The following is a 24187-nucleotide window of genomic DNA, read 5'->3' on the forward strand; positions in this document are numbered from 1 at the left end:
AATGCTCATTTTTTAAAATCTAAGTGTTCGCCGATTGAGCAAGGTAGCTGCCAGTGATATGATTTATATCAATAAAATAGCACTAAAGTTTTGCTTTTTAACGAATATTTACAAATAAAGTTGCTTTCAACTTGTTGATTTAAAAATAACCAATATAATAGTGTAATTGGGAATGGACTTTAATCGGTTTTGAGGTCAGTAAATTAGGCGGAAAAAGCAGCTTTTGTCTGATTTTAACAAAGCGATCTAAAGGCATTGTTATGCAAAGTTATTTAGATAACCTATTATTATGGGTAATTGACTGAAATTACTCGGCAAGATATTTGTTCTGTACCGAGTGTGTTAAGTTTTGATTAACTATTAGTCGACTACTCTGTTTAAACTGATTGAGCTGGGATGACTTAGCTACAATTTTAATTGTGAAAATGGGAAGGAAACAATGAAATTAAAATCACTTACTATTGCTTTAGCATTAGCTGCAACTAGTGCATCAAGCTTCGCAGCCGAAAAACAAGGTTTTTATATCGGTGCATTTGGCGACTACTATGATGCGTCTTGGGAAAATGTTCGCGATTTCGCGCCAGGTGGCCTAGATGTTGATGACTCTACAGGTTGGGGTTTAGAGCTAGGTTATCGCTTCAGCGATTACTGGAGCGCTCGTCTTGAGTATGCTGATATGGATTTTGATTACAGCGTAGCTCTGAACGACGGCACGACTATGAGCGGTTCAGAAAGCGGTAAGCGTTACGGTATCGATGGTTTATATCACTTCGGTGGTGGCCCATTCTACGGTATCTTCGGTTTGAAAAACCTTGATGCAGTTGACGAAGACCTAATGTTCGCTAACCTAGGTGCTGGTTACCAACATTACTTCACTGACAATTTCGCATTTAACGCTGAAACGTCTCTATACCAAGGTCTTGACCGTGGTTATACAGATGTAGGCGCTAAATTAGGCTTAAGCTACATTTTTGGTGCTCAAGAATCTTCAGCTGAGCCAGTTGAGCCAGCTCCAACAGTTGTTCCTGTTGCTGTTGAGCCTGTAGACAGCGATGGTGATAACATCCCTGATGCTGACGACCAATGTGCTAACACACCGATGACTGATGCAGTTGACGGCACGGGTTGTACATTATACGAAGACCGTGAAGTAACGAAGAGCTTACTAATCACGTTCCCTAACAACACATCTAAAGTGTCTCAACAGTACTTAGATGACATCGCTAAAGCTGCTGCTTTCTTAAAAGAGCACCCAGGCACTAAAGTACTACTTGAAGGTCACACTTCATCTGTAGGTAAAGCTGACTACAACAAGTGGTTATCTAAGAAACGTGCTGATGCCGTTGCTAAGAAACTTATTGAAGATGGTATCGATGCAGAGCGTCTAACGACTGTTGGTTTAGGTGAAGAGCGCCTTAAAAACCCAGCTAATACAGCTGAAGCACATGCTGAAAACCGTCGTGTAGAAGCACACGTAAGCGTTATTGAGCGTGTAAAAGTAGAGCGTTAATAATTAACCTTTGCGACTAATTTTAAAAACCCAGCCAAGTGCTGGGTTTTTTATGGTTAAAATAGTGTGCTCATAAGGATAAGTCGTTAAGCCAATCTGCAAAAATACCTACCCCAGTTCACAATAACGCTTAACTATTGTGAGGTGCTAAATTTGTCGCTAGCTGCGTTAAAAATGTCTGATTTACGACTGCATTGATTGAGCTGGTAGAGCGATGCAAAAGCAATTGCTAAAAGCAGCTAAAAGACAAAATTTTGTCTTGTTATTATCGAGATTTTCTTGCCTTTAAATAATGCGCTTAATAAAGCGAATAGGGTTAAACGCACTGTTAATGACCGCTAAAGCAGATAGGAATGATTCTTAGTTAATAAATATTCATTTGAATAGCTTTTTTTTCTACCACTATTCATGTTATTTATAGTGAATATAAAGTGCCTAACCGCAGCATGGATTTTCATCTATACTTAAAAGCTTTATAATTAACCGTCAGAATACTATAAGTACTGGGTAATGATTGTATTTAGTTTAATACTACCGAGTACTCTCACGTCACCAAGAGGGCAATATTGTGCTACAAGAATATCGTAAACACGTAGAAGAACGTGCCGCGTTAGGTATCGTACCAGCGCCACTAGATGCTCAGCAAACGGCTGATCTTATTGAACTAATTAAAAACCCACCTGCAGGTGAAGAAGAGTTTATCGTTGATCTTCTTGTTAATCGTGTACCACCAGGCGTAGACGATGCTGCATACATCAAAGCTGGCTTTTTAGCGGCAGTAGCAAAAGGTGAAACAAGCTCACCATTAGTATCAAAAGAAAAAGCGGCAGAGCTATTAGGTACTATGTTAGGTGGTTACAACATCGCACCTATGATTGAACTTTTAGACGACGAAGCGTTAGCGCCAATTATCGTTAAAGGTTTATCAAACACATTATTAATGTTCGATGCTTTCTACGACGTAGAAGAAAAAGCGAAGGCTGGTAACGAATTCGCGAAACAAGTTATCGAGTCTTGGGCAAATGCAGAATGGTTTGTAAATAAACCAGCCGTTGCTGAAAAAATCTCTGTTACTGTTTTCAAAGTAACGGGTGAGACAAACACTGATGATCTTTCACCTGCACCTGATGCATGGTCTCGTCCAGATATCCCACTGCACGCTTTAGCTATGCTTAAAAACGAGCGTGACGGTATCAACCCAGACAAGCCTGGTGAAGTTGGTCCAATTTCACAACTAGAAGAGCTTAAAACGAAAGGGTTACCGCTCGCGTATGTTGGTGATGTAGTTGGTACGGGTTCATCGCGTAAATCTGCAACTAACTCAGTGCTTTGGTTCATGGGTGATGATATCCCTCACGTACCTAACAAGCGTGTTGGTGGTGTATGTCTAGGCGGTAAAATCGCGCCTATTTTCTTCAACACGATGGAAGATTCTGGTGCATTACCAATCGAATTACCTGTTGATGAACTAAACATGGGTGACCAAATCGATATCTTCCCTTACGAAGGTGTGGTTAAGCGTCACGGCACTGATGAAGTTATCTCAACGTTCTCTTTAAAATCAGACGTAATTCTTGACGAAGTGCGTGCTGGTGGCCGTATTCCACTTATTATCGGTCGTGGTCTAACAGACAAAGCGCGTGCATCTCTAGGTCTAGAAGCAGAAGATATCTTCCGCAAACCTGCTCTTGTTACTGACTCTGGCAAAGGCTTTACGCTTGCACAGAAAATGGTTGGTAAAGCATGTAACATGCCTGGCGTACGTCCTGGTCAATACTGTGAGCCGAAAATGACTACCGTTGGTTCGCAAGATACAACAGGTCCTATGACACGTGACGAACTTAAAGATCTAGCATGTTTAGGTTTCTCGGCAGACTTAACAATGCAGTCTTTCTGTCATACATCAGCATATCCTAAGCCAATCGATGTAAACACTCATCATACGCTTCCTGATTTCATCATGAACCGTGGCGGTGTATCACTTCGTCCAGGCGACGGTGTAATCCACTCATGGTTAAACCGTATGTTATTACCAGACACCGTAGGTACGGGTGGTGACTCGCATACGCGTTTCCCTCTAGGTATTTCATTCCCAGCAGGTTCGGGTGCGGTAGCATTCGCAGCTGCAACAGGTGTAATGCCACTTGATATGCCTGAGTCAATCTTAGTACGTTTCAAAGGTGAAATGCAGCCAGGTATCACGTTACGTGACCTAGTACATGCTATCCCTTACTACGGTATTAAAGAAGGTCTTCTAACTGTTGAGAAGAAAGGCAAAATCAACGAATTCTCTGGTCGTGTACTAGAAATCGAAGGTGTTGAGCACTTAACAGTTGAGCAAGCATTTGAGCTTTCTGATGCGTCAGCTGAGCGTTCAGCGGCAGGTTGTACCGTTAAACTTTCTAAAGAATCTATCGCTGAATACCTTGAGTCAAACATTGTCATGCTTAAGTGGATGATCTCTGAAGGTTACGGTGATGTTCGTACTATCGAACGTCGTATTAATGCAATGCAAGAGTGGTTAGCGAACCCAGAGCTTATGGAAGCGGATGCCGATGCAGAGTACAAACACGTACTTGAAATCGACCTAGCTGAAATCAAAGAACCTATTCTTTGTGCGCCAAATGACCCAGATGACGCACGTTTACTATCTGACGTTACAGGCGAGAAAATCGACGAAGTATTCATCGGTTCTTGTATGACTAACATTGGTCACTTCCGTGCTGCGGGTAAACTTCTTGATGGCTTCAGCGGTCGTATTCCAACTCAGTTATGGGTTGCTCCTCCAACGAAGATGGATAAAGATCAGCTTACTGACGAAGGTTACTACGGTATCTTTGGTCGTGTAGGTGCGCGTATTGAAACTCCAGGGTGTTCATTATGTATGGGTAACCAAGCACGCGTTGCTGATAAGGCGACAGTTGTGTCTACGTCTACTCGTAACTTCCCTAACCGTCTTGGTACTGGCGCAAACGTATTCTTAGCATCAGCAGAGCTTGCAGCGGTTGCTGCAATTCTAGGTAAGCTGCCTACACCGGCTGAATATCAAGAGTACGCAGATAAGATCAACGCAACAGCAGCTGATACTTATCGCTACCTGAACTTCCACCGTATGCCTCAATACACTAAAAAGGCAGATCAAGTAATTGTTCAGCAAGCTGTGTAATAAGTAACTAATTGAGTTTTACTGTAAAAGGCCCGCATTATATATGCGGGCTTTTTTATTAACTTTTTGTTCAGTTTTATTTGAAATACTAATACGTTTGTCTACACTGATTAATGTAAAAAGTTAATTAGTGTAACTTAATGTTTAAAAGTGTAACCAAGGAAGGGCTGCATCTATTTCTTGGCGACGCAGACTCTGTATTTCAAGGAACTGAATAATGAAAGCACTCCTTTTTCTACTCCCATTTAGTAGTTCTGTATTGGCAGTTAACCCCTCTTTTAGTGAAGTTAGAGTAGGTTTCGAAACAATTAGCTACAGCGAAACTTTAAATGATGTTGCAGGCTTTGGGAAACTTAATCAATCTATTGATGTAACAAACCCTGCCGTACGGCAAATTTCATACACAGGTATCGATGATAACTGGGGCTTTTATATTGAAAGTGCTGCAACAATATCCACAGAAATTGAAACTGAGACGTGGTACATGGATGACTTTGGTGCTATTCAAGAAAATGCATTTAAAACGAAAGCGAATGAAATAGGTTTTAAGGGGGCGTATAATTTTTCTCAAACAGTGCAATTTACACTAGGGACAAAGTTTTTTACTTCTAGTTTCACGCGTTCGAATTTTGCATTTGTACAACCCGGTGCAACAGCATTCGACGAAGCATTAATCGCATTATCAGATGACCCAAATAATCCCGCGCGATTTACATTACCCGGTATGAATTCAGGTAATAATACAGGAGAGCAGCAGGATTATGCTTCGCAGTTACGTCCGGTTATTTCGGTTTCTGAAGATCAAATGGGGATCTTGCTGACCATAGGAGCGCGTTACGATAGTCGCTTGCAAAAGAGTTTTAATAAATATAGTTGGTATATTGAAACTGAATTAAGTACACCTATGTATTCTGAGATTCAGAATACGCAATTTGAAACCTCGACACTCACCGATAGCTTTAATGGTTGGGGTGTTATGGGGCGGGTAGGAATGCGATATCAAGTACTGTCTCATATCGCATTGATTGGTGGAATCGATGCTCAGTATAAGTCACGTGATATTGTGACCAAGAATCTAGAAAACGGTCAACGCCTTCGTGTACCTGAAGTTGAATACAGTAATGTATCGTTTGCATTAGGCTTACAATGGAGCTATTAATACTCGGTGATTCACTTTTTTAATGAGACTGTACATTCCGATAAGCAGATTACGCGAGTGAATTTGTAAGCGTCTCAGATACGACGACCATAACTTATTGAGTAAACTAAAAGCCACGGTTCGCTGTGGCTTTTTATCAACTTCACATTGTCTTGTTATTTAGCGGTTTGAAATAGGTACCCTAAGCTTAAACGGTGTATTTCAGCACTTTTTATTTTTTTAGATTAAACTTCTAAAATAAGAATAAAAACGATCTTAAAATTAAACAATAGACCGGTTGTGTTTACATAAAAACGCAAAATTTCCTCATCAATTGCATTAAAATCCTCGTCAATATTCTCAACGTATTAAGGCGAGATCTTTATGACTACATTAAACAACCAGAATCTTTTACAACTTCGTTTTGTAAGCCAATCACATATTGACGCAGTAAAGCCTTCTTTTGCTAATTTACCCGCTAACCCATACGCAGATGGCGCATTTCGTAAACGTCGCTATTCGGTAATTAAAGTGGTTGATGGCGAATTAAAATTACAACCAACAAAAGCATTTGTTCAAGATGATTCAATCAATACGTTTCAAGGTAATGTAGAGCGTACCTATGAGAATCTTGAAGACAGCTTATTAGCCAGTGATGGCATGAAGCAAATTGTTCATCAATTCCGTGAAATGACCGGCATCAGTGCTGACCGTGATATTGAAATTCATCAATTTAGAATGCTTGCGATCGACAGTGACACACCTGCTGCACCTGAAGGGGTTCATCAAGATGGTTTCGACCATGTATGTGTCTGTGGTGTATCACATGAAAATCTCGAAGGCGGTGAGCTACTTGTTTACGAGAATCAACAAGCTGATCCTTGCTTTAAAATGGAAATTAAAGACGGCATGTTCGCACTCATTAATGACCGTGAAGTGTGGCACAACGCAACACCAATGAATAAATTAGATGCAAGCAAAGAGGGTTACCTTGATTGCTTCGTGCTAACTGCGTAAGGAAAATACGATGAACTTAACGCAATTACGTCGTCAATTTCCGGCATTAATGCAAAATGTGGCTGGTACATCGCCAGTTTTCTTAGATGGTCCCGGTGGCTCACAAGTACCGCAGTCTGTTTTAAGTGCCATGAGTGCGTATTTAGGTTATTTCAACTCAAACCTAGGCGGTGCTTTTTTCTCAAGTGATAAAACTGTTGAGCTAATGGCCGATGCTCGCCAAGCAGCGGCAGACTTACTGAATGCGCCTTCTAAAGAGCAAATCGTGTTTGGTGCTAACATGACAAGCCTCACGTTTAGCTTTAGCCGTGCGATTTCTCGAGATTGGACTGCTGATGATGAAATTATTGTCACTAACGCAGATCACTACTCAAATGTATCCTCTTGGCAGCAAGCAGCTGAAGATAAAGGCACATTAGTTAAAACGGCTTTAATTAACGAAGCCGATTGTAGCTTAGATATGGCTCATTTTGAGAGTTTATTATCAAGTAAGACAAAACTCGTTGCCGTGACATATGCATCAAACACCACTGGTTCAATTAACGATATTAAACGAGTTGTCGAGCTTGCCCATACTGTTGGTGCTCTTGTATACGTGGATGCAGTTCACTTTGCACCGCATGAGCTGATTGATGTTCAAGCACTTGATTGTGACTTTTTAGCATGCTCTGCCTATAAGTTTTTTGGTCCTCATTTGGGTCTTGTATACGGTAAGCGTGAGCATTTAGAAGGTTTCACCCCGTATAAAGTAGAACCCGCGAAAGACGTCATCCCAGGCCGTTGGGAGACGGGGACACAAAGCTTTGAAGCTTTAGCTGGCTTAATTGCTGCCGTTGATTACATTGCTGCTATTAGCGAGTTGGATGATAGTCATTCGCGCCGAGAAAAATTAGCGGCTGCTTTTGCTATTACTAAACAACATGAAATGACGCTCAGTAAGCATTTCTTAACTCGCTTAGCCGATTACTCACGTATTAAATTGTTTGGTATTAATGACGTTGCGCGCTTATCAATGCGTACTCCAACCTTTGCATTAATCTTTGAAGGCATTGAACCGCGTGTTGTATCTGAATTTTTAGGTAAACATCACATTTGTGTATGGGATGGCAACTTTTATGCACAAGGTTTATGCAAGCAATTAGGTGTATTAGACACAGGGGGTGTAGTGCGTATTGGTTGTATGCATTACAACACAATTGAAGAGCTTGATCAGGTGTTCGATTTGTTTGATCAGTTATTAAAAATAAATTAATACCTTTAAACATGATGCTACAACGTGGTTGTAGCATCATTTTCTTGTGACTTTCTTTTACAGCGCTTTAAAACGAATCGCGACACCACCACTTGTGGCAAGTTTTAAAGTGAGTTTATCGCTTGCAGACACAAGGCGTTTCTCTACTTTTAAGTCGTAGGGATTGTTAACCCATTCAGCTTTATCGCCATCACGGTAAATTTGCGCCTCAAAGCGTTTACCTTTCTCTAAAAAGTCGAGTTTAACTTGCAGTGTACGTGCATTTTCATCAGTGACTGCACCTAGGTACCAGTCATTGCCTGAATAGTGATCGCGTTTACGCTCTTTGCGTGCAAAGACAACGTAATCACCTACTTCACCTTGCAGCGCAATACTGTGTTGCCAATCTGTAGGCACATCTTGAATAAATTGGAACGCATCCGGTTTTGCTAAGTAATTGCGTGGTAAGTCAGCAGCCATTTGAATAGGGCTGTACAGTACTACGTATAACGCCAGTTGCTTTGCAAGTGTTGTTTGTGGACGATTACTATCAGCACCCAACCCATTGAACCCCATATCAAAAATACCAGGGGTGAAATCCATTGGTCCCGCTAACATACGTGTGAAGGCAAGCATTGGAATATGCTCCGGTGGATTAGGCGGTGTGCCCCAAGCATTAAACTCTTGACCTCGCGCGCCTTCACGCGCAATCCAGTTTGGATAAGTGCGGCGTAAGCCAGTATCTTTAATGGGTTCGTGAGTGTTGATGCTGATTTTGTGCTTTGCTGCAAGTTTCACGTTATAAAGGTATTCATTCACCATGAATTGACCATCGTGCCACTCTTTACGCACTATGCCATTTTCATCAACACGTTTAATATTGCCACCGTCTGCAACATAGCCCGTTTTTACTTGGCTTACGTTTGATTTTTCATACAGTGCAAAGGCATCTTCCATTTGGTTACGATAATTAGTGACATTCCCCGAGGTTTCGTGATGACCAATTAGCTGTACACCTTTCTCTTTGGAGTAGCGAGTAAGCTCTGCAATATCAAAGTCGTCATAGGGTTTGGTAAAACTGAATACATCACCGTTATAGAACCAGTCGCCATCCCAACCAATGTTCCATCCCTCGACAAGTACACCATCAAAACCATATTGTGCGGCAAAGTCCATATAGTATTTGGTATTTGCGGTCGTTGCGCCGTGAATTTTTCCACTTCCCCACGTATTTTCATTAATATGCATACCCCACCAAATACCCACATATTTACCGGGCTTAACCCAAGATACATCACCGAGTTTATTTGGTTCATTAAGGTTGAGAATGATGTCAGAGTTAATTAAATCAACCGCTTCATCGCCAATTTGAATAGTACGCCACGGCGTGTTGAATGCGCCATGTTTCTTAACGGCAACCCCATCGGACCACGGTGTTAAGTCAGCTTGGAAAGTACCATCACGGCGTTGGTTTAATACCATACCCGCGTAATCGACCAGCGCAGCTTCGTGGATGCTGATATGAACACCATCTTTGTTTTTAATAGTAAACGGAGTGTGTACTAAAGGGGCTTTGTGAACAGGCGTGGTGTTATAAACATATTCGTATCGATTCCAACCGCGAGCAGGTATCCACCATGCAGTTGCATTGGCTGAATCGGTGATTGCAAATTCAGTGAGCTCTTTGGTGATCTCTACATCTTCAAAACCTGATTGATTCGGTAGTTCGTAGCGAAAACCTACCCCATCATTAAAGGCACGAAAACGCACGGTAAAGGTGCCACCTTGGGGTTGTGGCTTTTTAAAGGTGACAGCAACTTCGTTGTGGTTATCAACTACCGTTTGGCGTTCACCCCAAGGTTGTTCCCAGCTGCTTTTTACAGAATTAGTAGTTTGGCTGCTAATTTTATAGCCTTCACTCATTGCAGGTTGTTGTTTAAAAACAAGTCCTAAAGCAGAGTGTGCAATAACTTGCTTTCCCGCAAAGCTGATTTCATAGCTAGGGGTGTGTTGTTCATCAGAAATCGTGACTTTAATTTGCCCATCAGGCGAACTGACCGTGGTAGTGTGTGCTAAACACGTCCCTGAGAAGGCAGCGAGTAGTAAGGCTGTATATTTCATTATTATTCCTTGGCGATGCAGAATATGGATTGTTGTCGTATATGTTCCTATAAGCTTTAAGCATAAATTGACTTGCCTGCTAATACGAGTGATCTGCATACGTATTCAATTTTCAGGTTGTAATAGCCGCCTTAATTAAATCGCCTCATTTTGTATTTTTAATTTCGCACACTTTTACTATTTTTCTACTAAGATCTTAAGGAATGAGCTGGTTTCGAATTTGAATTAGGAAAACGTATGAAGTTACAGAGTATTCGTGTCAAAAGTTCACTGCCCATTGTGTTGCTTGGGGTCGCTATTATTATATTAATAGCTGGCTACAGTTATTTAATTAACTTACAAAAAGAAGCCATAGATACGCAATCGGAGCGATTTTTAAATGCGGTGTCAGTTATCGTGAATGCAGATCGAGATTTGTATCAAGCGAAAGTGGCAGAGTTGCACTTAGTGACAATGGATAAAGGTGATCAGTCTTTTCTAGCGGAACATCGAGAAAATGCTGACCAAGTGCAAGAGCGCTTTGAACAATATTTATCTTACATGTCACCTTATCCAGAAGTGTTAGCGCAGTTTCGTAATTTTAATAGTGCTTTTGATGCATGGTATTCGGCATCGACAGCCTATATTAATAGCGCAACCAGTGCGTCTCAAAATCAAATGGCAGAACAGTCCTTTTCGGCGCTTCGTGACATTTTAGATAAAGCGGGTGAGGTGGCAGAACAAACCTCGCAGTCCGAAACTGAAAAGCTAATGGATAAAATCACAGGTTTTAAAGCATTACTAATGATAATGATTGCCGTGGTATTAGTGGTTGCGGGTTGGTTTAGTTATGTCATTCCACGACAGTTAACGACCCAAATGAATTATGTTACTGAACGAATAAACGAAATTGCGTCTGGTGATGGTGATTTAACTGGGCGTATTAATGTTAAAACCCAAGATGAGTTTGCAGATTTAGCAACCGCGTTTAATCGCTTCTTGGATAATTTACAGCAATTGATAAAAGACATACTCGAACAAGCCAAAGAATTACAAAGTCTCGGGCATGATCTAGATTCGTTTTCAAATCAGAACCATCAAGTTAATCAAAAGCTTAGTCAGGCGTCCGAGTCAATTGTGAGTGCAGTACACGAAATGAGTGTTGCAAGTCGTGAAGTCGCAAATGTGGCGCAACAGTCTTCTCATGAAGCAGATAATTCTCAGCAATTGGCTAAGAAGGGGTTATCAGCGGTTGATAATTCCAGTAAGAAAATCGTTGCTTTGTCTGAGAATATGGATCACGCAACGCAGCGCTCTACCGAGTTACAACAAAGCTCAGATAATATAGCGAAGGTACTGGAAGTGATCCGTGCAATCGCAGAGCAAACTAACTTACTGGCACTGAATGCGGCAATCGAAGCTGCGCGTGCCGGTGAGCAAGGTCGGGGCTTTGCAGTGGTTGCCGATGAAGTAAGAACATTGGCAACGCGTACTCAAGAAAGCACGAACGATATTCAAACCATGGTTGAACAATTTGCTTCAAGCGTTGAGCAATCTTTGCAGGCTATAAACAGTGGTAAGCGTTTTGCCGATGAAGCTGTTGAATCATTCACACAAACGAATGACGTGCTTAATGCGATGCAAGCCTCATCGGTAAAAGTGAATGATATGGCAATGCAAACAGCACAGGCCACTGAAGAGCAAACGGCTGTTGCAGATGAAATTAGCCAGAATTTATCTGATTTAAATGATCAAACCCAACAAGGAGGCGGCTTGGCAAGTTCAACACAAGAAGTGGCAAACCGAATGAATCAGCTCACCAATGAGCTAAATCATTTAGTGAACCGTTTTAAGGTGTAATGCCCCTCTGCGTAAACTATTCTAAAGGAATTAAAAAAGGGCTCAGCGAGCCCTTTTTAATCAATAAACAACCTTACATTACTTTTTCTCAAAAGCGCGCTTCATGTAGTTAGGTGTTGCTAGTGCGCCGTAGTGAATACCAGCGTTGTAGTATTCAGTTCCTTCAGCTAGTGTATTCGCGTCGTCTTCACGAAAGCCATCAAATGCCTGTGATTTACGTGCAAGAGTAACTGACCATAAACCGCTTGGGTAAATTGGTTGTGGAAATGGCAGCGTTTGTAGGTCATTAAAGCCCACGTCTTTCATCGCGTCACGCATCTCAACTAATAAAGGCATGTGCATAAGCGGTGATTCACTTTGTTGAATGAGTATGCCGCCAGGACGAAGTGCTGTTAGACAACTTGTATAAAAAGCATGGTTGAATAACCCTTCACCTGGGCCCACCGGATCGGTGCCATCAACAATAACCACGTCAATTGATTCTGGCGCAGCTTCACGCATGTATTTAATGCCATCATCAAACATCACTGTGGCACGCGGGTCTTGGTTTGACTCACATAATTCAGGGAAGTATTTAAGCGACATTTGCGTTACAACTTCATCAATATCAATTTGCGTGACGCTTTCAACACCAGGGTGCTTTAATACTTCACGCAATGTGCCGCAGTCACCGCCACCGATAATCACTACATTTTTAGGATTAGGGTGCGCAAGAAGAGCAGGATGGCTGATCATTTCGTGATAAAAGAAGTTCTCACGGCTACTTACCATTGTACAACCGTCAATAATCATAAGATTACCGAAGTCAGTTGTTTCATACATCTCTACTTTTTGAAACGGCGATTGCTGTTCATCAAGCTTTTTGTTTATACGCAGTGAAAAGGCGCTACCATCACGGTCACTAATTTCAGTGAACCAGTTGTTTTGATCTAAATTAGCCATCTTGCTTATACACTTTTAGTTAATGGTAAAAAAGGGGGCAATTCTGCCAGTGCTTGGCCAATTGCTCAATCAAATTTTAATCAGTATAGCGAATATTTTTTATCACTTTGGCATATAGGGCAATTTTTGTTAGCGTGGTAGGCGCGAGCGTATTAAAATGCGCGTTTATATTTAACGAATTTACAGAAGACATGGCCATGACTTGGGGTTTAGACAAAGCACGCGAAACGTATAATGTTGCTCATTGGAGTGACGGTTATTTTGATATTAACGCACAAGGTGAGCTGGTCGCTTACCCTGACGGTGATCAAACTAAATCTGCAATTTCTTTATCTGAACTCACCGAGCAATTTAAGAAGCAAGGTCTTACCTTACCTGTTTTAGTTCGATTTACTGATATCTTGCAAAATCGTGTTGATACGCTGACAAGCGCTTTTACTAAAGCTCGTCAAGCTCGCGACTACCAAGGCACTTATACGTGTGTTTACCCAATTAAAGTGAACCAGCAACGTTCGGTCGTAACAAAGCTACTTGCTCACCCAAGTGGTTTAGTGGGTCTTGAGGCGGGTTCTAAACCTGAATTAATGGCAATTTTAGGTGTTGCCAAAGAACCGATTACCATTGTTTGTAATGGCTACAAAGACAGTGAATTTTTACGTTTAGCGTGTATCGGTCAAGGTTTAGGTCACAAAGTGCATATTGTGGTAGAAAAACTGTCAGAACTTAGCACCTTATTAGCTGAAATTGATGACTTGGGCATTGAACCATCGATTGGTATTCGTATTCGTTTAAACTCTGTGGGCAAAGGCAAGTGGCAGAACACGGGGGGTGAAAAAGGTAAGTTTGGTTTAACTGCTGGGCAGGTGCTGTCTGCGGTTGAATTACTTCAGTCGCGAAACAAATTACATTTAATGCAATTGGTGCATTTTCATATCGGTTCTCAAATTGCCAATATTCGTGACATTCATCGCGCACTTCGTGAATGTGCACGTCATTTTGCCGAACTAACCCAGTTAGGTGTACCACTTAATACCGTTGATGTAGGTGGGGGTCTAGGCGTTGACTACGAAGGGTCTGGTTCACGTAGTGCGTGTTCTATGAACTACAGTGTTGATGAGTATGCGCGTAATGTTGTGAATGCATTTGCAGAAGTGTGCCAACAACATGGCTTAAAGCAGCCTGCAATAATCACCGAATCAGGGCGTGCGCTAACGGCGCATCACGCGGTATTGATTACCGATGTGATTGATGTCGAGCGTGCGCCAAATCATGTAAATCCAACTCCGCCAGAGTCAAACAATGTTTTAGTGCTAGATGAAATGTGGCAATGCTTACAGCGCTTAACACCTCGCATGGCGCTGGAGATTTATCATGATGCAATGCATTTATTTAGCGAAGCACATGATCAATATGTCCATGGTCTTCTGACGATGCTGGAATGGGCGAAGCTTGAGCAACTTTATTTTACTATTTTACATCGCGTTCGCGCTTCACTGAGCGACAATGCGCGTGCACACCGTGAAGTGCTCGACGATTTAAATGAGAAGCTTGCCGATAAGTTGTTTGTTAACTTTTCACTGTTTCAGTCGTTGCCAGATGTGTGGGGGATCCAGCAATTATTCCCTGTAATGCCTGTTGAAAATTTACATAAACCACTCACTCAACGCGCGATCATTCAAGATATTACCTGCGATTCAGACGGTCAAATTCGCAATTATGTTGAGGGAACAGGCATTGAAAGCAGCTTACCTATCCCTGAGTATAAATCAGGTCAGCAGTACCACATTGCCATGTTTTTAGTTGGTGCTTATCAAGAAATCTTAGGCGACTTACATAATTTATTTGGTGATACCGATTCAGTGCATGTAGAGCTGACAGAGGCTGGCTACCAATTAACCAATGCGATTAAAGGCGACAGTGTTAAGGACGTATTAAAGTTCGTTGATTATGATAGCGATATTCTGGCTGCCAACTTCGCAAAACGTGTGGATGAGCTGGAAATTGATGCGCAATCTAAGGCACAATATTTGTCTGAATTAAATGCGGGCCTTGCTGGCTATACGTATTTTGAAGATTAAAGGTTAAAGGAATAAGTAGTAATGTCCGTTATTCGTTGTGTATTGAGTATTTTATTTTACACCCTAAATACGCTGTTTTGGTTCGTGCCTATTTTTTTGTGTGGTTTGGTTAAACTCATTCCAATTAAACCATTACAAAAGTTGATGAGTTGGATTGCTAAGCAATGTGCCACAGTGTGGGTTACGTGCAATGGTATAAACCAAAATGTATTTGCTTCTTATCAACTGAATGTAACGGGCCTTGAGCAACTTCGTTCAAAAGACTGGTACTTAGTGATTGCTAATCATCAAAGCTGGGTTGATATTTTAGTTATGCAGCGTATTTTTAATCGCCGTATCCCGTTTTTAAACTTTTTCTTGAAAAAGGAATTGATATACGTTCCTTTTCTAGGGCTTGCATGGTGGGCGTTAGACTTTCCATTTATGACGCGTACTAGCAAGTCACAGCTTAAGAAAAATCCAAAGTTGCGCGGAAAAGATTTAGAAACAACGCGTAAAGCCTGTGAAAAATTTAAAGAAATGCCTGTAAGCATCGTAAATTTTGTGGAAGGCACGCGCTTCACCGCTGAAAAACATGCGCGTCAAAAGAGCCCTTTTCAGTACTTATTAAAACCGAAAGCGGGTGGTGTGGCGTTTGTTATGCAAGCTATGGGTGAGCAGATCTCAAAAGTTGTAAATGTCACCATTCACTACCCGGGTGGTATTCCAAGTTTTGTGGATTTTGCCAGTGGCCGAGTGAAGCAAATCGATGTTCGCGTTGAAGTGATGGATGTCAGTCCTAATTTAATAGGTGATTACACTGGTGATGCAGACTTTAGAGTGAATTTTCAAGCGGAGTTAAATCGTATTTGGGAAGAGAAAAACCAGCAGCTTGCCCAGTTTGAATCGCAAGCTGAGTAGATGCTGCTGGCACAGCTGAGAGCACACATATGTTAAAGAAATTTTTACCAAATTGGTTAACCGGATTGTTGGTCAGTATTGTGCTGTTTGCCAATGTCATTCTTTGGGGAACCCTTGTGTTGCTGTTTGGTGTGTTGAAACTTATTTTACCATTCAACATCATTAGTCACATTTTGCATGGTGCTTATCGGGGATGGTGCAAAGGGAATCGTTTTGCTCTGTGGCTAGGTTGCCCGAATATTGAAATTAATATTAAAGGCAATGTTAATCGCGATAGCTGGTACTTACTTATTTCTAACCATATGAGTTGGTTAGATATTGTGGTGCTTAGTGCGATTGATGTATTACCGGCGCCAAAGTTTTTTCTAAAAGATGAGCTAAAATATGTGCCTTTCATAGGCACGGGTGCGTGGGCGATGGGAATGCCTTTTATGAAGCGTGTCAGTAAGTCGCAGCTGGCTAAAAACCCAAAGCTTAAAGGCCTTGATGTTGAACGTACCAAGCGAAGCTGTCGTGATTTTCGTAATCACCCAACCACCATTATTAATTTTGTTGAGGGGACACGTTTTACCCCGCAAAAGCATACAAAACAGAACAGTCCATTTGGTTATTTACTCAAGCCCAAAGCGGGAGGGATTGCGTTTGCGCTGGAAGTGCTGGGTGAACAGTTTGATGCGTTACTTAATACTTCTATTATTTACCAAGGTGAGGGCAGTCATATTTGTCGCAACTTAATGCGTGGCCGATTAGCGCTCATTAAAGTAGATATACATGTGCAGGCTATCAGTGCTGAGATGATTGGTGATTATCAACATGACCGTGAATTTAGAACCGCATTTCAGCAACGAATCAATGAAATTTGGCTTCAAAAAGACGCGCAATTATTTAATTATTATCAGGCCAAACAAGGTAGTCTGGTAGCAAATATCAGTAAGGAAGTTGAAGCACCATGAAGCAAACTCACTTGCAACAATTGGTTATGCCTTGGTTTGAAGCAATGCCAGATGCGGAGCTTTTCAGTGCGCTGACAGCCACCGCAATTGGTGTGAGTGCTTTATTGCTGGTGTATGTCTTTACTCGGCGCTTAATGCTTCCTGGAATACAAAGTGTTGTAACGCGCCTTTCGCCAGAACGCATTGGTGCATTAGCACCCATGCTAACTAAACTTAATAGACGTTTTGCAGGCACCTTATGTTGCGTGTTGTATTTAGCAACATTCGACAATGTTTACCCTGTCACAGAGGTGGCAGCGTTAGTTTTAAAAACCATTGGTCAAATTGTTCTGATTATTTATGGCGGTTTTATCATCAGCAGCATTGTCAGTATTGCTGGGGGCATTTATAACCAGCTGGAGTTTGCCCGAGAAGTGCCCATACAAGGTTTGATTCAAGTTGTGAAACTGATCACCTTCATGATCTGCGCTATTTTGATCGTCAGTATATTACTTGAAAAGTCGCCCACCTATATTTTATCTGGTTTTGGTGCCATTGCAGCGGTGACCTTGTTAGTGTTTAAGGACACTATTTTGGGGTTTGTTGCCAGTATTCAAATTGCTGCTAATCGCTTAGTTACTTATGGTGATTGGATTCAAGTTGATAGCTATGGCGCTGATGGTGAGGTTATCGACCTTGGTTTGAACACGGTAAAAGTGCGTAACTGGGATAACACGATTACCACCATTCCTACCTACATGTTGGTGGCCGGTTCATTTAAAAATTGGCGGGGTATGCAGGAGTCGGGTGGTCGTCGAATTAAACGCTCTTTAAATATAGATATGAACAGCATTCGTTTAGTTGATGAGGCTTTCCATACGCAAATAAATAGCGCGATACCTCTGCACGACTACATTCGTGTGACAACGTTACCTGATCCTGTTACGAATTTAGGTTTATTTCGTCGTTATGCTGAAGGATACTTGAAACAGCATGAAAGAATTAACCGTGATTTGACCCTCATGGTGCGAGAACTTCAGCCATTTAATCATGGCTTACCAATTGAGTTTTATTGCTTTAGCGAAGACAAACGTTGGATATCGTACGAACATCTACAAGCAGAGATCATGGATCACCTGCTTGCAGTATTGCCTATTTTTGGATTGCGCCCATATCAGAGTGTGACGGGGCAATTTTCGGCTAATGAGCAGCATGTCGTAGATAAACCAAGTATTAAAGTGGTTAACGCGGCGCCTAAAAGTAAAGACTAGAGCGACTGCACTGCCAAAGCGATACCAATAAAGCCAAGTAATAACCACCAAATAGGGGGCTTAGCGACCCTTAACCATGTGAAGGCTGTAACCACTAATACAATCTGCCATATGTTGTTGATTGTGCTGAGCCAAATCGGCGAGTAGAGTGCTGCTGCTAAAAACCCGACTACCGCAGCATTGAGAGCGGCAATACTGCCAGCAAAGCGTGGTTTATCAGCCAATTGTAGCCAGCTTTTTAAAAATGCAAGCATCAATAAAAAGCCCGGTAAAAAAATCAATAGCGTCGCAATAAGTGCTCCCAATAGGGGAGAATGAGGTGTCAGTTCAGCCCCTAAGTAGGTCGCTATTGTAAACATAGGGCCAGGAATTGCTTGAGCACTGGCATAGGCTGACAAAAACTGCTCGGTTTCAAGGCTTGGTATGCTTGCTTGCAAAATAGGTAGCACAACGTGCCCCCCACCAAACACCATTGCCCCTGTTTGATAAAATGGAGCAAATAGTGAGGACCACTCGCCAAAGGGTAAAAAGCTCGCGATAAGCAGTACTGCAAAAATGATAAAAGGTAACCACGATACTTTAACGGGTTTACTTACATTCTCATGCTGAGGGAGTTTATGTTGTGGATAAAGCCAGCCAATAATCGCAGCAATAATTAACACAAAAATTTGGCTGGAAAACTGTGAAAAAATAATCAACGATAACGTGCTTAATACCGCGATAAGTTTAAGTAAATGTGTTTTACAAAAGCTCACCGCCATACTGTAAGTTGCATCAGCGACTATAACGATAGCAAATAATTTAAGTCCCGCAATAACAGCAAAATAAATGTTACCAAATTGGTGGGCACTCAGTGCTAAAAAAAACATAATTAAAAAAGACGGTAGAGTAAACCCAATAAAGGCACACAAACCGCCCAATAGACCGCCTTTCTCAACCCCAATCGCAAAGCTTACTTGGCTTGAACCCGGACCTGGTAATGCTTGGCTTAAGCTTATTAGTTGTGCGTAGCGCTCGCTATTTAACCATTTTAAGTTATCGACAAAGTGACGTTTAAAATAGCCTAAGTGCGCTGCGGGGCCACCGAAACTCATGCAGCCTAATAAAAAAAATTGCTTAAATATAACTAGTAACATTGTTTTCGCCATCGAATCTAATCACCTAATTATGACAAATTTCTATGACATTTTTGTGGTTTTTATGACATACACATCGCTAGGATATATAGTAAGGTATGAACGTAGTAACGAGTAACCCTATGAGACTGAGTATCGTAAGCCTATTATTAGTACTTATATCAAGCTCCTTGTATGCAGAACCTGTGCAGAGGGTTATTGTTGCGGTTGATCATTCTCCTCCCTACGGCGTTGTGTCTGAAAAAGGGCATGTGAGTGGCGCGGTGGTCGATATTATGCGTGAGCTGCAACGTACCATACCGATGAAATTAGAATTTGTCGCTTGCCCATTTTCTCGCTGTTTAAAAATGCTCGAACAAAATGAAGTGGATGTGATGGGCGGGTTAATTCGTACCAGCGAGCGTGAGCAAAAAATGCAGTTTATGTCTCCTCCGTACATGATGTTGTCTTCTTCTTTTGGGTTCTATGCAAGAGCAGACCGTGACATCGTTATAAATCGTTACCAAGACTTGCTAGGAAAGCGCATCGCGGTCATGCGAGGAGCCGCTTATTTTTCGCGTTTTGATAATGACAGCTCACTCACTAAAGTGGAGGCTTTGAGTGAAGGTAATGCGTTTGAAATGCTGCTTAAAGATCGCGTCGAACTCGTTATTTCAGTTGAAGATACCGCGGATCATGCCTCGGGTTATTTACAACTCCCTTCACAGCAGATCGTCAAAATGCCTTATCGCTATAAAGACATTATTTACGGCCATATGGCTGTTAGTAAACAGTTTGCTGACACCTCGTTAGCAAAAGAAATTCAATCTCAGTTACACGCTCTTGTACGTAATGGACGTTTAACAGAATTAGTTAAAGCGTATAACCTACCAGCTGTTACACTTATTAAAGAGAACTATTAACCTAATGTTCATGATTTAGTGTTCATAATTGTTAATAGATCAAAATTACTAAATGCCATGGAGAGACACATGAGTTTCAGCAAGTCGATTTTAACAGTGGGTGTTTTAGCCGTTTTATTAACGGGGTGTGAAACAACTAACACAGGTAAAGGTGCCGCAATCGGTGCCGCAACAGGTGCGGTATTAGGTAAAGCAACAGGCGATCATGATGATAAGCGTATCTTTATTGGTGCGGCCATTGGTGCGTTAGCGGGTGCTGCTGTCGGTGACTACATGGATAAGCAAGAAGAAGCATTCCGTGACGAGCTAGCTGGCTCGGGTGTTGAAGTGGTACGTGAAGGCGATAATATTCGCTTAGTTATGCCATCAAACATCACTTTTGCGACAGATCAATCTTATATCTCATCAGGCTTTCACAGCACCCTTGATGCCATTGCACAAGTGATGAACAAATACGAAAAAACCTACTTAAGTGTTGAAGGTCACACTGATAGCACAGGTAAAGACAGCTATAACATGACACTGTCGCAGCAACGTGCGCAAAGTGTTAAAGATTATTTAGTTAATCATCAAATTATGTCGGCACGTATTAGCACACGTGGCTATGGCGAAACACGCCCTGTAGCGAGTAATGATACAGCCAATGGTCGTGCTTTAAACCGCCGTGTAGAGATTCAAATCGTACCAAACACACAAGGTTAGGCTTAATGTAGTCTAGATTTGTGGTCAGGTTTGATATGCCCTTTCAAACCTGACATCCCTCCTTGGATATTAATCCCGATTAAATTGCAATTCGCAAAGCTGCTTATACAGTGGGTTACTAGTCAATAGCTGCTGGTGTGTACCTGTCGCTATAATTTCACCCTTGTCCATTACCACGATGACGTCTGCATGTTTTACGGTGGCTAAGCGGTGGGCAATAATAAGTGTTGTTCTGTCTTTCATTAAGTGCTCGAGTGCCGCTTGCACATGAGACTCGCTTTGTGCATCAAGTGCGCTGGTTGCTTCATCGAGTAATAAAATAGCTGGATCCTTTAAAATAGCGCGAGCAAGCACAATCCGCTGCTTTTGCCCACCAGAAAGACGTACCCCTTGTTCACCTAAAAAGCTGTGATAGCCCTGCGGTAGCTGCGTGATAAATTCATCGGCGTGTGCATATTTGGCTGCCGTGTATACCTGCTCGTCACTCGCATGGGGATTGCCATAGCGAATGTTATGCATTACATCGCAGCTAAACAAAATGGGGTTTTGTGCCACCATACCCATTTGTTGGCGTAAACAGTGAAGGGATAATTCTTTAATATTAATGCCAGCTAATGAAATACTCCCTGCGCTCGGATCGTAAAATCGTTGCAATAATTCAAATAATGTTGTTTTGCCTGCACCAGAGGGACCAACAATGGCGACTGTTTGACCCTGTTTTACTTCTAAATTAAGTGTACTAAGTGCTGCATTATCGGGTCTAGATGGATAATTAAATGATACATTGTCAAAACGAATAGCAGGGTGGTCAGCTTTATTTAATTCGAGCTGATCATCTTTATTGTGTGCGGGGTTTTGAATCATACTTTCAACAGCGAGCAGCTCTAACAGTCTTGCTGCCGCACCTGCTGCGCGTTGTAACTCACCGTACACTTCGGCAACTGTTGCAACCGACATAGCCACCATAATGGCATAGAATACAAAGGCACCTAGCTCGCCGCCCGTCATGGTACCCGCGAGCACATCACTGCCGCCTACCCAAAGCATCACGCTGATGGCACTAAAGGTTAGAAAGATCACTGCAGCAATTAAAAGTGAGCGTTGTTTAATACGACTTTTTGCGACTAAAAATGCTTTATTTGTTTCTTCAGCAAAAGCCGCTTTTTCGCGCGCTTCATGACTAAAACTTTGTACGACCTTAATATTTTGAATAATTTCGCCTGCATAAGTACTGATATCGGCAATGGCATCTTGGCTCGAACTTGCTAGTTTACGCACTTTACGACCAAAAATTAGCATAGGAACTAACACCATAGGTACACAGGCAACGACCACTAAGGTTAGTTTTAAATTAGTAATTAGCAGCATAGCAAGGCCACCCACTAACATTAAGCTGCTACGAAGCGCCATAGAAAATGATGAGCCAATAATCGATTGCAGCAATGTGGTGTCGGTGGTGAGTCGTGACATCAGCTCGCCGCTACGGTTTTCTTCAAAGTAGCTTGGGTGTAACGTTACAATTCGCTCGAAAATCGCGTTACGAATATCATTACTGACTCGTTCACCTATCCACGACATTAAATAAAAACGACAAAATGTGCCGATTGCTAATAGGCTGATAAGGCCAATAAGAACCATCACTGCTTGTTGAAGTTGTTCTTGAGAGCCTGCAATAAAGCCATGATCAATAACAAACTTCACTCCTTGGCCGAGTGACAAGTTAACGCCTGCGGTGAGTAATAATGCCCCAAGGGCTGCAAATACCACCCATTTGTAGGGCTTAATAAACGCTAAAACGGGTAACAGGCTACTGAACGCGGCCTTTTCTTTGTTAATTGCCATGCTAGATTCTTATTTGTGAATAGGGTATAGATATGGTTATCATCGCTTTAAAAATCAACAGTAAAATAAGGGATTAGTATGGAATCAACAGTGATAAGCGGTCAATTTAACGTGAAATTAAACCCAATTGGGGGGTATGCGACAGGTCAAGATGGCGTGAATCTTGGCCGTATGTCGATAGATAAAACGTTTACAGGCGCTCTGGAAGCAACTAGCCAAGGAGAGATGCTGAGCGCAATGACGGCAACCCAAGGCAGTGCAGGATATGTTGCTATTGAACAAGTGGTTGGTAGTCTGAATGGCAAACAAGGTAGCTTTGTATTACAACATTTTGGCACCATGGATAAAGGCACAGACAGGTTAATTTTAGAAGTCGTGCCAGATTCAGGCGCTGGTGAATTGGTGGGGCTTACGGGTAAAATGGCAATCCGCATTGAGGCGGGAATTCATTACTATGATTTTGAGTATGAGTTAACAAGCTAATATGCAAAAAATTATTGAATTTAAAAAGAAACGTTTTCTGGGTGGACTTGATATCACTGCGTTAAATCAGAAAGTGTACGAGTTAGGCCAATCTGGCTGGCAGGTTAAAACAATCACCACAGCCACCGGTTTTTATGGTCAAATAACGGCCGTTTTATTGTTAGTAGAGAATAATGAATTATGACACTTACAGAGTGGTTGAGTTTAGTGTTGATTTGTATCATGGGTGCTATGTCGCCAGGGCCAAGTTTAGCGGTTGTGTTAAAGCATAGCCTTCACGGTGGTATGAAAAACGGCATGCTGGCGGCCGTGAGTCATGGTGTGGGAGTGGGGTTTTATGCGAGCGCCTCTTTGCTTGGATTAGGCGCACTGATGACCAAGTTACCTACACTTTATAATGTACTCGTGTATGGTGGTGCCGCCTACCTTGCTTATTTAGGTATACGTATATTACTGGCAAAACCAAGTTCGCAAGCCGTGAAAGTTGAACAAGCCATACCTAGTCAACGCGCTGCGTTACAAGATGGTTTTGCTATTGCGTTTTTGAACCCCAAACTTGCGGTGTTCTTTTTAGCGCTCTTCTCACAGTTTATTGACCCAGAAAATCTCACGTTACAGGTTGGCTTGATCATGTGCTTAACCGTATTTGTACTGGATACTGGCTGGTATTTGTTGGTTGCCTTACTCACAGAAATATCAAAAAAGCGCTTTGGTTTTACTAAAGCGAATCCACTTTTTGAAAAACTACTCGGCATGATCTTTATCGCACTTGCAGTGCGTGTCGTGATAACACTTTAAAGCTCTCTAGTGCTCCTCTCTCAATAGTAAAACATGAGAGGAGCTCCTGCTTATCCCCAGGAAACGTATAGTGCATACGTATTCATCACACAATATTTACCTTTTGGTTACACTTTGTTGGTTGTTTTTTGACAACAAGAATAAACATAACGCCTCCAATGACAACAGAGTGGGAATCC

At 41.9% G+C, this 24187-nt stretch carries 19 protein-coding genes; 15 read left to right on the forward strand and 4 right to left on the reverse strand.

Annotation, left to right across the window (positions count from 1 at the left end):
• Window positions 1-439: 439 nt before the first annotated feature.
• The 5 genes from D0907_RS01380 (at window position 440) to D0907_RS01400 (ending at window position 8083) form a co-directional block, all read left to right on the forward strand.
• On the forward strand, window positions 440-1510 hold the full coding sequence (locus D0907_RS01380) for an OmpA family protein (RefSeq protein WP_075594171.1): 1071 nt from the start codon (window positions 440-442) through the stop codon (window positions 1508-1510).
• A 568-nt stretch (window positions 1511-2078) separates the two neighbouring features.
• Window positions 2079-4676, forward strand: a complete 2598-nt coding sequence (gene acnB / locus D0907_RS01385; protein WP_065978931.1) for a bifunctional aconitate hydratase 2/2-methylisocitrate dehydratase — start codon at window positions 2079-2081, stop codon at window positions 4674-4676.
• Window positions 4677-4893: 217 nt separating this feature from the next.
• Entirely contained in the window at window positions 4894-5835 is a 942-nt protein-coding gene (locus D0907_RS01390; RefSeq protein WP_075594170.1) for a hypothetical protein, read from the forward strand.
• 363 nt (window positions 5836-6198) lie between these two features.
• Window positions 6199-6831, forward strand: coding sequence for a 2OG-Fe dioxygenase family protein (locus tag D0907_RS01395; protein WP_118843926.1), 633 nt, complete (start codon window positions 6199-6201; stop codon window positions 6829-6831).
• Window positions 6832-6841: 10 nt separating this feature from the next.
• Entirely contained in the window at window positions 6842-8083 is a 1242-nt protein-coding gene (locus D0907_RS01400) for a cysteine desulfurase-like protein (protein WP_074989839.1), read from the forward strand.
• Between the two features lie 57 nt (window positions 8084-8140).
• Here the strand turns inward: D0907_RS01400 and D0907_RS01405 are convergent, their stop codons facing one another.
• Window positions 8141-10183 (reverse strand): glycoside hydrolase family 97 protein, encoded by a 2043-nt coding sequence (locus D0907_RS01405; protein WP_118843927.1) that lies wholly within the window; start codon window positions 10181-10183, stop codon window positions 8141-8143.
• A gap of 237 nt (window positions 10184-10420) precedes the next feature.
• On the opposite strand from D0907_RS01405, the gene D0907_RS01410 reads away from it, so the two are divergent.
• Window positions 10421-12022 (forward strand): methyl-accepting chemotaxis protein, encoded by a 1602-nt coding sequence (locus D0907_RS01410; protein WP_118843928.1) that lies wholly within the window; start codon window positions 10421-10423, stop codon window positions 12020-12022.
• A 78-nt stretch (window positions 12023-12100) separates the two neighbouring features.
• Here the strand turns inward: D0907_RS01410 and speE are convergent, their stop codons facing one another.
• Window positions 12101-12964: a polyamine aminopropyltransferase gene (gene speE, locus D0907_RS01415; RefSeq protein WP_074989836.1), complete on the reverse strand. Its 864-nt coding sequence runs from the start codon at window positions 12962-12964 to the stop codon at window positions 12101-12103.
• A gap of 197 nt (window positions 12965-13161) precedes the next feature.
• Here speE and speA point away from each other — a divergent pair, with 197 nt between their 5' ends.
• Genes speA through D0907_RS01435 form a run of 4 tightly spaced genes read left to right on the forward strand, consistent with a single transcriptional unit; the run spans window position 13162 to window position 18145 of the window.
• On the forward strand, window positions 13162-15042 hold the full coding sequence (speA, locus tag D0907_RS01420; RefSeq protein WP_075594197.1) for a biosynthetic arginine decarboxylase: 1881 nt from the start codon (window positions 13162-13164) through the stop codon (window positions 15040-15042).
• A gap of 21 nt (window positions 15043-15063) precedes the next feature.
• A complete protein-coding gene (locus tag D0907_RS01425) occupies window positions 15064-15942 on the forward strand; it encodes an acyltransferase (RefSeq protein ID WP_036974093.1) in 879 nt (292 codons plus the stop codon).
• Between the two features lie 29 nt (window positions 15943-15971).
• Window positions 15972-16895 carry an acyltransferase gene (locus tag D0907_RS01430; RefSeq protein WP_075594167.1) on the forward strand — a complete coding sequence of 308 codons (924 nt, stop codon included), beginning with the start codon at window positions 15972-15974 and terminating at the stop codon, window positions 16893-16895.
• Window positions 16892-18145, forward strand: coding sequence for a mechanosensitive ion channel family protein (locus D0907_RS01435; RefSeq protein ID WP_065978380.1), 1254 nt, complete (start codon window positions 16892-16894; stop codon window positions 18143-18145). The genes D0907_RS01430 and D0907_RS01435 overlap by 4 nt, the downstream gene beginning before the upstream one ends.
• On the opposite strand, the gene chrA is transcribed toward D0907_RS01435, so the two are convergent.
• The gene (gene chrA, locus D0907_RS01440) at window positions 18142-19281 is read right to left on the reverse strand and encodes a chromate efflux transporter (protein ID WP_036974289.1); all 1140 of its coding nucleotides are present in this window, start codon (window positions 19279-19281) and stop codon (window positions 18142-18144) included. The two genes, D0907_RS01435 and chrA, sit on opposite strands and share 4 nt — an antisense overlap.
• 122 nt (window positions 19282-19403) lie before the next feature.
• On the opposite strand from chrA, the gene D0907_RS01445 reads away from it, so the two are divergent.
• Complete coding sequence (locus tag D0907_RS01445) at window positions 19404-20183, forward strand: substrate-binding periplasmic protein (protein WP_036974287.1); 780 nt, start codon at window positions 19404-19406, stop codon at window positions 20181-20183.
• 69 nt (window positions 20184-20252) lie between these two features.
• Window positions 20253-20885, forward strand: a complete 633-nt coding sequence (locus tag D0907_RS01450; protein ID WP_036974089.1) for a YiaD family glycine zipper/OmpA-like lipoprotein — start codon at window positions 20253-20255, stop codon at window positions 20883-20885.
• A 69-nt stretch (window positions 20886-20954) separates the two neighbouring features.
• On the opposite strand, the gene D0907_RS01455 is transcribed toward D0907_RS01450, so the two are convergent.
• Entirely contained in the window at window positions 20955-22727 is a 1773-nt protein-coding gene (locus tag D0907_RS01455) for an ABC transporter transmembrane domain-containing protein (protein WP_075594165.1), read from the reverse strand.
• 78 nt (window positions 22728-22805) lie between these two features.
• Here D0907_RS01455 and D0907_RS01460 point away from each other — a divergent pair, with 78 nt between their 5' ends.
• The 3 genes from D0907_RS01460 to D0907_RS01470 are packed head-to-tail and all read left to right on the forward strand — an operon-like array spanning window position 22806 to window position 24008.
• Window positions 22806-23210 carry a DUF3224 domain-containing protein gene (locus tag D0907_RS01460; protein ID WP_036974086.1) on the forward strand — a complete coding sequence of 135 codons (405 nt, stop codon included), beginning with the start codon at window positions 22806-22808 and terminating at the stop codon, window positions 23208-23210.
• A gap of 1 nt (window position 23211) precedes the next feature.
• Entirely contained in the window at window positions 23212-23394 is a 183-nt protein-coding gene (locus D0907_RS01465) for a hypothetical protein (protein WP_036974085.1), read from the forward strand.
• Entirely contained in the window at window positions 23391-24008 is a 618-nt protein-coding gene (locus D0907_RS01470) for a LysE family translocator (RefSeq protein WP_036974083.1), read from the forward strand. Before D0907_RS01465 ends, D0907_RS01470 begins: the two co-directional genes overlap by 4 nt.
• Window positions 24009-24187 lie beyond the last annotated feature (179 nt).

This window comes from Pseudoalteromonas lipolytica (genome assembly GCF_003515105.1).
Lineage (GTDB): Bacteria > Pseudomonadota > Gammaproteobacteria > Enterobacterales > Alteromonadaceae > Pseudoalteromonas > Pseudoalteromonas lipolytica.

Bases quoted from the DNA above. Each gene is read 5' to 3' on its own strand.
- D0907_RS01445 (WP_036974287.1), top strand. From the start codon at position 19,404: ATGAGACTGAGTATCGTAAGCCTATTATTAGTACTTATATCAAGCTCC.
- D0907_RS01395 (WP_118843926.1), top strand. From the start codon at position 6,199: ATGACTACATTAAACAACCAGAATCTTTTACAACTTCGTTTTGTAAGC.
- D0907_RS01450 (WP_036974089.1), top strand. From the start codon at position 20,253: ATGAGTTTCAGCAAGTCGATTTTAACAGTGGGTGTTTTAGCCGTTTTA.
- D0907_RS01435 (WP_065978380.1), top strand. From the start codon at position 16,892: ATGAAGCAAACTCACTTGCAACAATTGGTTATGCCTTGGTTTGAAGCA.
- D0907_RS01405 (WP_118843927.1), bottom strand. From the start codon at position 10,183: ATGAAATATACAGCCTTACTACTCGCTGCCTTCTCAGGGACGTGTTTA.
- speE (WP_074989836.1), bottom strand. From the start codon at position 12,964: ATGGCTAATTTAGATCAAAACAACTGGTTCACTGAAATTAGTGACCGT.
- D0907_RS01470 (WP_036974083.1), top strand. From the start codon at position 23,391: ATGACACTTACAGAGTGGTTGAGTTTAGTGTTGATTTGTATCATGGGT.
- D0907_RS01410 (WP_118843928.1), top strand. From the start codon at position 10,421: ATGAAGTTACAGAGTATTCGTGTCAAAAGTTCACTGCCCATTGTGTTG.
- D0907_RS01465 (WP_036974085.1), top strand. From the start codon at position 23,212: ATGCAAAAAATTATTGAATTTAAAAAGAAACGTTTTCTGGGTGGACTT.
- D0907_RS01390 (WP_075594170.1), top strand. From the start codon at position 4,894: ATGAAAGCACTCCTTTTTCTACTCCCATTTAGTAGTTCTGTATTGGCA.
- D0907_RS01455 (WP_075594165.1), bottom strand. From the start codon at position 22,727: ATGGCAATTAACAAAGAAAAGGCCGCGTTCAGTAGCCTGTTACCCGTT.
- D0907_RS01460 (WP_036974086.1), top strand. From the start codon at position 22,806: ATGGAATCAACAGTGATAAGCGGTCAATTTAACGTGAAATTAAACCCA.
- D0907_RS01425 (WP_036974093.1), top strand. From the start codon at position 15,064: ATGTCCGTTATTCGTTGTGTATTGAGTATTTTATTTTACACCCTAAAT.
- chrA (WP_036974289.1), bottom strand. From the start codon at position 19,281: ATGTTACTAGTTATATTTAAGCAATTTTTTTTATTAGGCTGCATGAGT.
- speA (WP_075594197.1), top strand. From the start codon at position 13,162: ATGACTTGGGGTTTAGACAAAGCACGCGAAACGTATAATGTTGCTCAT.
- D0907_RS01380 (WP_075594171.1), top strand. From the start codon at position 440: ATGAAATTAAAATCACTTACTATTGCTTTAGCATTAGCTGCAACTAGT.
- D0907_RS01400 (WP_074989839.1), top strand. From the start codon at position 6,842: ATGAACTTAACGCAATTACGTCGTCAATTTCCGGCATTAATGCAAAAT.
- D0907_RS01430 (WP_075594167.1), top strand. From the start codon at position 15,972: ATGTTAAAGAAATTTTTACCAAATTGGTTAACCGGATTGTTGGTCAGT.